Annotated in this window: 14 protein-coding genes; 12 read left to right on the top strand and 2 right to left on the bottom strand. The window is 44.7% G+C overall.

Going from position 1 to position 12,337, the window contains the following annotated elements:
* Positions 1-49 precede the first annotated feature (49 nt).
* From CWO27_RS17590 to CWO27_RS17535, 12 genes are all read left to right on the top strand, one after another.
* Entirely contained in the window at positions 50-544 is a 495-nt protein-coding gene (locus tag CWO27_RS17590; RefSeq protein ID WP_017056895.1) for a chemotaxis protein CheW, read from the top strand.
* Positions 544-1,056: a DUF2802 domain-containing protein gene (locus tag CWO27_RS17585; RefSeq protein WP_048668497.1), complete on the top strand. Its 513-nt coding sequence runs from the start codon at positions 544-546 to the stop codon at positions 1,054-1,056. Before CWO27_RS17590 ends, CWO27_RS17585 begins: the two co-directional genes overlap by 1 nt.
* Before the next feature lie 279 nt (positions 1,057-1,335).
* A complete protein-coding gene (gene ccmA, locus CWO27_RS17580; protein WP_048607846.1) occupies positions 1,336-1,953 on the top strand; it encodes a cytochrome c biogenesis heme-transporting ATPase CcmA in 618 nt (205 codons plus the stop codon).
* A gap of 1 nt (position 1,954) precedes the next feature.
* Positions 1,955-2,623 carry a heme exporter protein CcmB gene (gene ccmB / locus CWO27_RS17575; RefSeq protein ID WP_004736228.1) on the top strand — a complete coding sequence of 223 codons (669 nt, stop codon included), beginning with the start codon at positions 1,955-1,957 and terminating at the stop codon, positions 2,621-2,623.
* 148 nt (positions 2,624-2,771) lie between these two features.
* Positions 2,772-3,512, top strand: coding sequence for a heme ABC transporter permease (locus CWO27_RS17570; protein WP_017064107.1), 741 nt, complete (start codon positions 2,772-2,774; stop codon positions 3,510-3,512).
* A gap of 14 nt (positions 3,513-3,526) precedes the next feature.
* Positions 3,527-3,733 (top strand): heme exporter protein CcmD, encoded by a 207-nt coding sequence (ccmD, locus tag CWO27_RS17565; RefSeq protein WP_009848525.1) that lies wholly within the window; start codon positions 3,527-3,529, stop codon positions 3,731-3,733.
* A complete protein-coding gene (gene ccmE, locus CWO27_RS17560; RefSeq protein ID WP_017064106.1) occupies positions 3,730-4,212 on the top strand; it encodes a cytochrome c maturation protein CcmE in 483 nt (160 codons plus the stop codon). The genes ccmD and ccmE overlap by 4 nt, the downstream gene beginning before the upstream one ends.
* Complete coding sequence (locus CWO27_RS17555) at positions 4,209-6,179, top strand: heme lyase CcmF/NrfE family subunit (protein WP_048661502.1); 1,971 nt, start codon at positions 4,209-4,211, stop codon at positions 6,177-6,179. The genes ccmE and CWO27_RS17555 overlap by 4 nt, the downstream gene beginning before the upstream one ends.
* A 5-nt stretch (positions 6,180-6,184) precedes the next feature.
* Positions 6,185-6,736 (top strand): DsbE family thiol:disulfide interchange protein, encoded by a 552-nt coding sequence (locus CWO27_RS17550; protein ID WP_107899303.1) that lies wholly within the window; start codon positions 6,185-6,187, stop codon positions 6,734-6,736.
* A complete protein-coding gene (locus CWO27_RS17545; RefSeq protein ID WP_017066364.1) occupies positions 6,733-7,224 on the top strand; it encodes a cytochrome c-type biogenesis protein in 492 nt (163 codons plus the stop codon). The genes CWO27_RS17550 and CWO27_RS17545 overlap by 4 nt, the downstream gene beginning before the upstream one ends.
* The gene (ccmI, locus tag CWO27_RS17540) at positions 7,224-8,444 is read left to right on the top strand and encodes a c-type cytochrome biogenesis protein CcmI (protein ID WP_048661501.1); all 1,221 of its coding nucleotides are present in this window, start codon (positions 7,224-7,226) and stop codon (positions 8,442-8,444) included. Before CWO27_RS17545 ends, ccmI begins: the two co-directional genes overlap by 1 nt.
* Before the next feature lie 124 nt (positions 8,445-8,568).
* Positions 8,569-9,354, top strand: a complete 786-nt coding sequence (locus CWO27_RS17535) for an MlaA family lipoprotein (RefSeq protein ID WP_102432850.1) — start codon at positions 8,569-8,571, stop codon at positions 9,352-9,354.
* Positions 9,355-9,431: 77 nt separating this feature from the next.
* On the opposite strand, the gene CWO27_RS17530 is transcribed toward CWO27_RS17535, so the two are convergent.
* Both CWO27_RS17530 and CWO27_RS17525 read right to left on the bottom strand, forming a co-directional pair.
* Positions 9,432-10,712 carry an outer membrane protein transport protein gene (locus CWO27_RS17530; RefSeq protein WP_107899302.1) on the bottom strand — a complete coding sequence of 427 codons (1,281 nt, stop codon included), beginning with the start codon at positions 10,710-10,712 and terminating at the stop codon, positions 9,432-9,434.
* A 336-nt stretch (positions 10,713-11,048) separates the two neighbouring features.
* Positions 11,049-12,314, bottom strand: a complete 1,266-nt coding sequence (locus CWO27_RS17525) for an outer membrane protein transport protein (protein WP_102503978.1) — start codon at positions 12,312-12,314, stop codon at positions 11,049-11,051.
* Positions 12,315-12,337: the final 23 nt, after the last annotated feature.

Here is a 12,337-nt window from a genome sequence, read left to right as displayed (position 1 = left end):
AGCGTCAAGTTAATAATAGTGGTCGGTAACGACGGCAAGAGGATTATCTATGTCTCATATGAGTGAAGTTGAAGTAAGAAAAGATCCAACCAATGATGAAGTACTTCAATGGGTGACATTCCAGCTAGAAGAAGAAACTTACGGCATCAATGTAATGCAAGTACGTGAAGTACTGCGTTACAGTGAAATTGCTCCTGTACCGGGTGCTCCAGACTACGTTCTAGGTATTATCAACCTGCGTGGTAATGTTGTTACTGTTATCGACACTCGTTCTCGCTTTGGTTTGATGCAAGGTGAAATCACAGATAACACTCGTATCATCGTTATTGAATCTGAGCGTCAAGTTATTGGCATTCTAGTAGATAGCGTTGCTGAAGTGGTTTACCTACGTTCTTCTGAAATCGACACAACGCCAAGTGTTGGCACTGACGAAAGTGCTAAGTTCATTCAAGGTGTCAGTAACCGTGATGGCAAGCTGCTTATCTTAGTAGATCTAAACAAACTACTAAGCGAAGACGAATGGGATGAGATGGCTCACCTGTAATGTTTGAAGCGCTTCCTTTAACCCCTGTTGCTCTGATATCAGGCGTTGGGGTTTTTACGTTATTCATCGTGATTTTGATTAGCAAAGTAAAACGTGCGATTCAAAAGCAGCTCGATCAGTCACGTCTGCAAGTTCGTAATTTGGACAAAGAGCTTCAAAAATCGAGTAAGCAATTACTTGAGGTTCGCTCGGTTGTGGTTGGCCTGGGCCAAAAAGTAACTGAACAGCAAGATCTGATAAAGCACTTGAATGAGCGTATTGTTGAGTTGGAACATGCTGACACTGATGGCCGCTTGTACACACGTGCAACGAAAATGGTTCAGCTTGGTGCCGGGATAAACGAACTGATTGAAGAGTGTGAACTACCTAAAGCGGAAGCTGAGCTAATGATGTCTCTACAGAATAAGCTCGCGGGTAAGGAGAAAATCCCTTCGTTGAGAAGTAACCCTTCATCGTACGATGATCAACCCGATGCCTCTCGCGATCGCAGAGACCCGTCTCGACGTCGTTAAATTGAGCGCTTAATTCGTATTGAATAATTGATGTTTATTACGTATTCCTTTTAAAAGAAGCTTCGGCTTCTTTTTTTTATGCCTGTTCTATCTATATAGAACGATGTTTATAAGTGCTTGTATCTAAGGCAATATCTTGTTTGTTGATGAAAATGTGTAAATTGTGATGCGGTGGTAACAGTTTCTTACCGACTTTGTTCTATCGAAAACGCCTAGTCCTGTTTTGTCACCATGTTGGTGTGCTACTATAGCCCTCTCATTACTCGACTAAATTTACCTATGCTAGAAGTCTCAAATTTAACTGCTATTCGTGACGACAGGGTTCTATTTGAATCGTTGTCTTTTCAATTGAAACCAGGTGAACTGGTTCAGGTTGAAGGTCGTAACGGTACCGGGAAAACGACACTCCTTAGGATTATTACTGGCTTAGGTGATCGCGATGACGGCACTATCTCTTGGGATGGTGAGTCTATCGAATCGAGTCGAGACGTGTATCATCAAAATTTGCTTTTTCTTGGTCACCAAACTGGTGTGAAGCGCGAGCTAAGTGCCTATGAGAACCTGAGTTTCTATCAGTCGATTCACAGTGGTGGTACGAGCAAAGAAGAGCTTTACCACGCGTTGGCTCAAGTCGGGCTTGCGGGCAGAGAAGACGTACCTGCGGGGCAACTTTCAGCGGGGCAACAGCGCCGAGTCGCATTGGCTCGTCTTTGGTTGAGTAAGCAAATGTTGTGGATTCTCGATGAACCGCTGACTGCGATTGATAAGCAGGGCGTGAAAGTTCTCGAATCTCTTTTTTCTCAGCATGCAGACAACGGTGGCATTGTGTTATTAACCACGCACCAAGATATGTTTGCTGATAGCCCGAAACTAAGAAAAATAAAGTTGGGTGAGTAATATGATCTCTTCTATGACCACGATTATCCGACGTGAGCTGCTTATCGCATTCCGACGTCAAGCGGATATCTTTAACCCTCTGTGGTTCTTCATCATTGTTATCACGCTTTTCCCTTTAAGTATCGGCCCTGAGCCAAACCTACTTGCACGTATTGCTGCGGGTATTGTTTGGGTGGCCGCTTTGCTCTCGGCATTGCTCTCTTTAGAGCGCCTTTTCCGCGATGATTTTCAAGATGGTGCCCTTGAGCAGATGATGCTGATGCCCATCCCGTTGCAGTTGGTAGTCTTGTCCAAGGTCATAGCACACTGGTTGTTGACCGGGTTACCATTGATTTTAATCAGCCCATTGTTAGCTGTTTTGTTGTCTTTAGATTTTGATACATGGCTCTCAGTTGTGTTGACCTTGCTGGTAGGCACACCCGCATTGAGCTTTATTGGTGCGATTGGTGTTGCGTTGACCGTTGGGTTACAGAAGGGCGGAGTCCTATTAAGCCTGTTAATTCTGCCGCTTTACATCCCCATTTTGATTTTCGCGACGTCAGCTATTGACGCTGCGGCATTGGGCGTTGCATACAACGGTCAGTTGGCGGTGCTTGGGGCGATGTTAATGGGGGCGATGACTCTGACACCTTTTGCGATCAGTGCCGCACTTAGAGTGAGTGTGAACTGATAAGGGTTCCGTTATCGTATAGCTAATGTGAACCAAACGTGTCGATTGGACTCATAGAGTCAGTAAAACTGAAAGCAAGACAAATAAAATTATTATAATTATAGCTTTAATAGCTGTAAGCAATATGAAGTAAGAGTGAGATTACAACATGTGGAAATGGCTCCATCCCTATGCCAAAGCAGAAACCTCTTATCAGCTTGCTGGTAAACTTTTGCCATGGTTTTCGATCCTAGCGCTATTGTGTCTATCCGTCGGTACCGTGTGGGGGCTTGCATTTGCGCCTTCAGATTACCAACAAGGTGATAGTTTCCGAATCATCTACATCCATGTTCCGTCTGCCATCTGGTCGATGGGCGTTTACATGTCGATGGCGATTGCTGCCTTTATCGGTTTGGTATGGCAGGTGAGACTATCTGATATGGCCGCATTGGCGATGGCGCCGATTGGTGCTGTATTTACCTTCATTGCACTGCTAACCGGTGCGGTTTGGGGTAAACCAATGTGGGGTGCTTGGTGGGTTTGGGATGCACGTTTAACCTCAGAGTTGATTCTTCTATTCTTATACTTGGGTGTGATTGCACTTCACCACGCATTTGATGACCAAAAAACAGCCGCTAAAGCAGCAGGCATTTTGGCAATCGTTGGTGTCATCAACCTACCTATCATTCACTTTTCCGTAGAGTGGTGGAACACACTTCACCAAGGCGCGACGATCACTAAATTCGACAAGCCTTCTATATCAAGTGACATGCTATGGCCGCTTCTTCTTAACATCTTCGGCTTCGCCTTTTTCTTTGGTGCTGTGACTATGGTTCGTTTCCGTAACGAAATCATCAGTAAAGAGAGTCACCGTCCATGGGTTCGCAAGCTTGCGGCCGAAAAAGCGTAGTAGGGTAGGTAATTATGTATTTTGAATCTTTGAGTGATTTCTTTGCCATGGGGGGCTACGCCTCATATGTATGGAGTGCATTTGGAATCACATTTCTCGCGATGATCATTTTACTGGTCGTAAGCGTTCGTCGTGGTAAGCAATTACTAAATGAAGTACAAGCTAAGATTGATCGTCAGGCTCGTATCGATGCAGCAAAAAATATGGAGAACACTCTATGAACCCAAGACGTAAAAAGAGGCTGGGCATTGTCTTAGCGATCTTTTTTGGTATCAGTGCGACTGTTGGATTGATGGTTTACGCACTTAACCAGAACATGGATCTGTTCTACACACCAACTGAGCTGGTCAACGGCAAAGATGGTAAAAAACCTGAAGTTGGTCAACGCCTACGTATTGGTGGCATGGTCGTAGTCGGCTCTGTAAGCCGTGACAATGAATCACTACGTGTAAGCTTTGATTTGCAAGATGTAGGCCCTAAAGTAACGATTCTATACGATGGCATCCTTCCTGATCTTTTCCGTGAAGGCCAAGGTATTGTTGCTCAGGGTGTGCTTAAAAATGCAACGACAATCGAAGCGTTTGAGGTGTTGGCAAAGCACGATGAAGAGTACATGCCTTCTGAAGTTGCGGAAGCAATGAAGAAAACCCATGAGCCTTTGCAATACACGACTGAACAAAAAGAAGGAAATGCTCAATGATAGCCGAGATCGGCCATTTTGCGATGATCCTGTCCTTGGGACTTGCATTGCTGCTAAGCGTGCTCCCATTGTATGGAGCCGCTCGAAATAACACATTATTGATGAACAGCGCACGACCGTTGTCGTGGGGTATGTTCGGATTCTTAGCGATTTCGTTCTTTATCTTGTGTTACGCGTTCTACACCAATGATTTTACGATTCAATACGTAGCAAGTAACTCGAATAGCCAACTGCCTTGGTACTACCGAATTACGGCGGTTTGGGGCGCTCACGAAGGTTCATTACTGCTTTGGGTTCTTATCCAAGCGGGTTGGACAGTTGCAGTAGCGACGTTTAGCCGTGGTATGCCTCAAGAGTCTGTGGCTCGCGTACTGGCTATCATGGGTTTGATTACTGTCGGCTTCTTGCTGTTCATTATCGTAACGTCTAACCCGTTCCTACGTACATTGCCTTTCTTCCCTGTAGATGGCCGTGACTTGAACCCACTACTGCAAGATCCGGGTTTGATTATTCACCCGCCAATGCTTTACATGGGTTATGTAGGTTTCTCGGTAGCGTTCTCTTTCGCCATCGCTTCTCTAATGAGTGGTCGTTTAGATACGGCATGGGCTCGTTGGTCGCGTCCTTGGACAATCGCAGCTTGGTTATTCCTAACAGTAGGTATCGCACTAGGCTCTTGGTGGGCTTACTACGAACTTGGCTGGGGTGGCTGGTGGTTCTGGGATCCAGTAGAAAACGCTTCATTCATGCCTTGGTTGGCTGGTACTGCGCTGATGCACTCACTAGCGGTAACAGAAAAGCGTGGCACATTTAAAGCTTGGACAGTATTGCTGGCTATCTCTGCATTCTCGCTAAGCTTACTAGGTACATTCTTAGTTCGTTCAGGCATCTTGGTATCGGTTCACGCGTTTGCGTCGGATCCTGCTCGCGGTATGTTTATCCTAGGTTTCCTAGTCTTCGTTATCGGTGGCTCACTGCTGTTGTTTGCTGTTAAAGGCGCATCGGTTCGTGTTCGTGGTAACTTCGATCTGGTTTCTCGTGAAAACGCACTGCTTGGCAACAACATCTTATTGATTGCAGCCCTAGTGGTTGTGTTAGTAGGTACGTTATTACCACTAGTTCACAAACAGTTAGGCTTGGGATCGGTATCTATCGGTGCTCCATTCTTTGACATGCTGTTCTTTTGGTTAATGATTCCGTTCTCGTTCTTGCTTGGTATCGGTCCTCTGATCCGCTGGAAACGTGACAACCTGTCTAAGCTTGTTAAACCAATGCTGATTTCAGGTGCATTCTCACTGGGCTTGAGTGCGCTAATGGTTGCTCTATTGGCTGACCGCTTCAGTGGTACTGCGTTTGCTGGCTGGGTAATGGCATTCTGGATCATCTTCATGCACGGCTTTGAGCTGCATGAACGTGCGACTCACCGTCATACGTTTATGAAAGGTCTAACTAAGTTGCCTCGTAGTCACTGGGCGATGGTGTGTGGTCACATCGGTTTAGCTGTGACAGTGATTGGTATCGCGATGGTGCAAAACTACAGCATCGAACGCGATGTTCGTCTGGCACCTGGTGAAAGCTACCAGCTTGAAGAATACAGCTTCCTGTTTACAGGGGTTCGTGACAAAGATGGTCCTAACTACGATGGTTACATTGCTGACTTTGAAATTACTAAAGAAGGCAAATACATCAACACGCTTCACGCTGAAAAACGTTTCTACACCACCGCTAAGTCTATGATGACGGAAGCAGCGATTGACCGTGGTGTAACGCGCGATCTTTACATCGCGATGGGTGAACGTTTAGACGACAACAAATCTTGGGCTGTACGTATCTACTACAAACCATTTGTACGTTGGATCTGGGCAGGCTCTTTGATCATGTCGATTGGTGGCGCTATTGCTATCAGTGACCGTCGTTACCGTTTCCGTAAGCCAACCAAAAAGTCGGCTGAAGAGCAGGAGGCTTAATCCGAATGAACAAGAAGATTTTATTCATTCCATTGATTGCGTTCATGGTTCTAGCTGGAATCTTTGCAACGCAATTAATGCGCAACCAGTCGGGTGATGACCCAACTAAGCTTGAATCCGTATTGATTGGTAAGCCTGTGCCTGAGTTCGGTCTAGAAGACTTAGAGCAACCAGGTAAGCTGCATGATCAAGCTATCTTTAAAGGTGAGCCGTTGCTTCTTAACGTATGGGCGACTTGGTGCCCTACTTGTTATGCAGAGCACTCTTACCTGAACAAACTTGCTGGTCAAGGGGTTAAGATCATTGGTCTTAATTACAAAGATGATCGCAATAAAGCGGTTGGTTGGTTAAAAGAGCTGGGTAACCCGTACCTAATCAGCCTGTTTGATGGTAATGGCATGCTAGGTCTTGACCTCGGCGTGTATGGCGCACCTGAAACTTTCCTAATTGATGCTAACGGTGTGGTTCGTTACCGCCATGTTGGTGATGTGAACCCGACCAACTGGGCATCGACGCTTGAGCCGATGTATCAAGAGTTGTTGGAGGAATCGAAATGATTAGAAAGGCATTGATTACTCTATTTGCTACGTTCGCAATCTCAGCGACGGTTTCTGCTGCACCTATCGAATTTCATGAATTTGATACCGTAGATCAAGAGCAGCAGTTCAAAGAGCTAAGCAATACATTACGCTGCCCTAAATGTCAGAACAACACGATTGGTGATTCGAACGCTGAGTTAGCGGTCGACTTACGTCAAAAAGTGTACGAGATGACAAAAGACGGTAAGTCGAAGCAAGATATCATTGATTACATGATTGCTCGCTACGGTAACTTTGTGACTTACAATCCACCACTGACACTAGCAACATCGATCCTTTGGATTGGTCCGTTTGCGGTGGTTGTGTTTGGATTTGGTTTGATCATTTTGCGAAGCAGAAAGTCAAAATCGAAAGCGGCAGTAGAGTCAGATAAAGACTGGGATGCAGACAAAGAAGCTCGCTTAAAAGCGTTACTCGATGAAGAGAACGACGGAGATAAGAAGTAATGACTCTATTTTGGATTTCTACCATTATCCTTTCGCTAGCGGCAATTTTCTTAATTGTTCTGCCTTTCATTAACAAGAAGGCAAACAATGACGAAATGCTTCGCGACGAGTTGAACAAAGCATTCTATAAAGACCGTCTTGTCGAGTTAGAAGTAGAAGCAGAGGAAGGTCTTGTTGATAACCAACAAGAACTGATCGATGATTTGAAACAGTCTCTGCTTGATGATGTTCCTGCACAAGAAGAGATGAAGAAGACTCAAATCTCAACGGTTGGTGTGGTTGTACCGTCGATCATCCTTGTCGTCGTTGTGACTTATGGTATGTACTTTAAGTTCGGTGCGTTGGACAAAGTTCAACACTGGCAAGAAGTGAGCTCGAACCTTCCTGAATTGTCTAAAAAGCTAATGTCATCGGAAGGTGGTGCACTAACGGATGATGAGTTGGAAGATTTGACTCTAGCGCTTCGTACTCGTCTGCATTACCAACCAAAAGATTCAACAGGTTGGTTGCTACTCGGTCGTATTGCACTGGCTAACCGCGACGCTGAAACAGCAAAAGATTCTATGGAACGAGCTTACAAGCTTGAACCTAAGAATGAAGATGTTCAGTTAGGTTTCGCACAAGCACTGATGCTTTCTCCTGATGAAGCTGATCAAAACCAAGCTCGTTTGATTTTGAGCCGTTTGATTCAAAACGATTACGTTGACCTTCGTGTGTTCTCACTGCTTGCGTTTGATGCGTTTGAGCGTCAAGACTACCCAGGTGCGGTGAAGTACTGGAGCATCATGCAACAGATGATTGGTCCACAAGACAGTCGCTATGAAATGCTTTCGCGCAGTATTGAAAGTGCTCAGAAGAAAATGGGCGACAATATGGGTGTCGACCAAGGTAAGACTGTTGCTGTAACGCTCGATCTATCTGCAGACGTGAATGCTGACCCTAACTCAGTGTTAATTGTTTCAGTACACAGAGCAGATGGTTCTCCAATGCCTATCGCAGCCGCTCGTTACCCACTAGGGACTTTCCCTCGTACTGTTGTGCTAGATGACGGCAACAGCATGCTGGAAGGACAAGAGCTGTCTAGCCTTGAAACTCTGATGGTTAGAGCTAGGCTTGATACAGACGGCAACGTTTCAACTCGCGAAGGCGATTGGTACGGTGAAAGTGAAGTGGTTGAACTGGGTGCTCCAGTTACCATTGATATCAATAAGCAATATTAATCATCACTTTGCATAGGTGTTAGCTATTCCGATTTGCAGATAAACGGTATAGACTTAGCCAAACAATTGAGGCCAGCGATTGCTGGCCTTTTTTATTATTTGAATTCCTTATGGAAAAGGTGATATGTCTGTCAGTGTTTTAAGACTCTCGAGTTTACTTTTTATCGCAAGCTTAACGGTTGGGTGTTCAAGTGCGCCGGACGAAAGTGTTAACGATGATAACCTCGAAACCTCTGAATACGTCGAAGAGTCCCACCCGAATGATCCTTTTGAAGGCTTCAACCGAGCGATGTGGGATATCAACTACGAATATCTAGATCCTTATTTAGTTCGCCCTGTTTCCCTCGCTTATGTTGACTACACCCCTGTGCCAGTACGTTCTGGTATATCCAATTTTCTAGCCAACTTAGACGAACCATCAAGCATGGTGAATAACCTTATTATGGGCAATGGTGAAAAAGCACTCGACCATTTCAATCGTTTTTGGATTAACTCAACGATTGGTTTGTTAGGCTTAATCGATATTGCCAGCGAAGCGGGGATCACTAAGTACGATGATAAGTCGTTCTCTGATGCGATTGGTCATTACGGGGTAGGGAATGGTCCCTACTTCATGGTGCCGGGTTATGGCCCAATAACAACGCGTGAAGTAACTGAAACCGTTGATGGCTTGTATGTGCCTCTGTCGTTTCTGAACTTTTGGGCTAGCTTAGGCAAATGGGCATTTGAAGGCATGGAAACACGTGCTCAATTAGTGTCACAAGAAGCGCTGTTGGATGATTCCCCAGATCCATACGCATTAACCCGTGATGTTTATATTCAACGTCGTGACTTCAAAGCGGAGATTGAACCTGAAGAGGTCGATCTTGAAGAAGAGGACTTCATCGATGGTTATCTAGAAGATTACTAGAAAATCGATAAAAGAAAGGCTCGATGTTGAAAACAACATCGAGCCTTTTTAATGCTTTCTACTTTCAGAGGAGTAGATTAGAAACGGTAGTTAGCTTGGATACCAACTAACCAGATGCTACCTGTCACTTCACCTTCGAAGTTGCCACCAAATAAATCCGCTGCAGCATCGGTTTCATGCATTTTAGCGTCTTTCGCTAGGATGTAAGTGAAACCAGCATCTAGAGTTAGCTGCTCAGACCATTGGTAGCCTGCACCAATACTCAGCCAAGTACGATCTGTTTCAGGGATAGTCGCAGTGCGGTGCTCTTCGCTTACTGCCGAAGTGTCGTAAGCAATACCAGAACGCAGAGCCAGTTTTGGTGTCATTTGGTAAGTCGTACCAATTGCAAAGCGGTAGTTGTCTTCCCAGTTCTCTTGTTTGATCTCAACGCTGTTTTCACCAGGGAAATCCGCTACAAGTTCTTTAAAGCTGCTCCAGTTTGTCCAGTTAACACTCGCGTGAACTGCAACTTTTTCTGTTAGCTGGTGGAAGCTCGCAAGTTCTGCTGTTGCTGGAAGTGCAAGATCCATTGAACCATTTTTGTGCGCCGCCGGGTTTGCCTGGTTGAAACCAAAGCCTTGTGCATAACCTTCTAGAGTTAGATCAACTTCTGACTTGTAAGTAAAGCCAAGGCGGTTGTTTTCATTAATCTGCCACGCTGTACCAATTTGCCAGCCCCATGCAGTGTCATCACCTTCCATATATTTTAAAGGAGTACCTGCTGGTAATGGAACAAGCGAGTTTGCTGTAGATACCGCACCAAAGCTACCTTCAGCCATGATGTAGCGAATACCGCCACCTATAGATACACTTTCAAGTACTTGGTATGCAGCGTTTAGGTTTAGCTCCATTGTAGTAACACTTGCTTCGTTACCATGGTTAGCGCCACCAAAGTCTTTCCCTAGGTCTGTTTCCATACCGTAGTTAGTACCCGCAGCAAAGCCTAATGCGAACTTGTCGTTGTACTTATGAGAAACATAAAAGTTTGGAATTACTGCGCTATGTGCAAAATCGCTAGAGTTAGATGAGGACTTAGCGCCAGTAAAAGCAGACGTAGAAGTGCCATCGATATCAATGTTAGGGTCAACATAGATAGCGCCAACAGAAACTTGTGTGCCTTCTAGATAAGTCAGCATTGCAGGGTTACGCCATTGAGCATCTGCACCGTCAGCCATTGCTGCTTCACCAGCGTATGCGCGGCCTAGGCCTGTTGCCGAGTATTCTGCTAGTTGAAAACCTGCCGCGTGAGTTACGGTAGAAGTCGAAAGTAGTCCAACTGCCACAGCAGCAGATAGAAGAGTCTTATTCATTTTCATTATTATGTTCGCTGAATCATAAGTATTTAGTGGCGTGATTCTACTTTTAGAGTCATTACTTTAAAAATGAAATTCGAATAAAACAGTGTTTTAGGGATTTAATGAGTAAATGTGTTTAATTATTAGAGAAATAATCTAAATGTTTCGGCTGTGTTGCGAAGTTTGAGCGTACACTTGTAGTCATATATTGACCTTGCAGGCTACAGTTGTAAGCTTAAATTGATTTGAGTCAGTGGTTTAGGCAATAAAAAAGGGTCGCATAATGCGACCCTTTTAGACTAGTTTTAGCAGAAGCTAGAAGCTAGAAGCTAGAAGCTAGAAGCTAGAAGCTAGAAGCTAGAAGCTATAGCTGTATTGAATACCAGCTAGGATTGCGTCTGCGTGAGTAGTTGCTGTTAGAGCACCATTACCCTCGTTTACATCTACATCTTCACCTAGTAGGTAAGTAAAGCCGAAGTCAACTGTATGCTGTTGTTGGAATGCGTATGTGAAACCTGCAGAGAACCATTGACGATCTGAATCAGGTACAGAAATCGAAGTTACTTTATCTTGAGCTGCTGTGTCGTACATGTAACCAGCTCGTAGAGTCCAAGCATCATTTAGGAAGTAAGTACCACCAATAGCGTAGTGCCAACCGTCTTGCCACTGGTAGTTACCAATTTCTTGCTTACCAGCAACAGAATCCGCTTCAAGGGTGTCAAATGTGTTCCAACCAATCCATTGTACAGAGTAGTGAACCGCAAATTTAGTATCTTTAATCTCATGGTAACCAGAGAACTCAGCCATGCTTGGTAACGATAGGTATAATGTGTCTAGCGGAAGAGCTCCACCTAACGTCATGTCCCCGTCTGCTTCAATTTCAGGACTGTAGTGGTAAGAAAATCCGAAGCGGTTTGCTGAGTCTACTTCATATACTGCACCAATGTTCCAACCCAAACCAATACCATCAGCATCGATAGATGCTAAGTTAGTTGTACTAGTAACACCAGTAGCAGGGTTAGTGGTTGTTAGATTTCTCTCTAGTTTACCGCTACCTTGAATGATATCTAAACCAGCACCAACAGAGAATTGCTCATTTACACGGTACGAAGCTGATAATGCATAGTTGATGCTTTTGATTTCAGTAGTACCGCCATATGCTGATAGACCTGTGTGTGCACCACCTAAAGCGCTGCTTGAACCAAAGTTGCTATCAAAATTATTGGTTGTACCAAAATTTGAATATATACCAGCACCAAATGCCCATTGGTCATTTAGTCGGTGGATATAGTAGATATTAGGAACCGGAGTACCACTGCTATTATTCGCACTATCTACAGGCACTGCACCGCCAGCGGTTACATTTGTTACATCGATGTCAGTCTCGATATAGTTGATACCAGCAGAGAACTGAGATGAATCAAACAAAGCCATTGCTGCTGAGTTACGAGCCATAACAGAAGCATTATCTGCGATTACCGCATCACCAGCAAAAGCACGACCAAGGCCGGTTGCTGATTGTGAGTTAAGTTGGAAACCTGCTGCCATCGCTTGCGAAGACGCCAGTGTAATTGTTACTGCTAAAAGAGACTTTTTAAACAGACGCGTGTTGTTGGTAGTCATTCATTTATTCCTTTATATATCCG

The sequence above is a fragment of the Vibrio sp. 10N.286.51.C3 genome, from assembly GCF_003050065.1.
Lineage (GTDB): Bacteria > Pseudomonadota > Gammaproteobacteria > Enterobacterales > Vibrionaceae > Vibrio > Vibrio crassostreae.
Note: the sequence above shows the minus strand (reverse complement) of the source record. Positions and strands in the feature narration are given on the sequence as shown.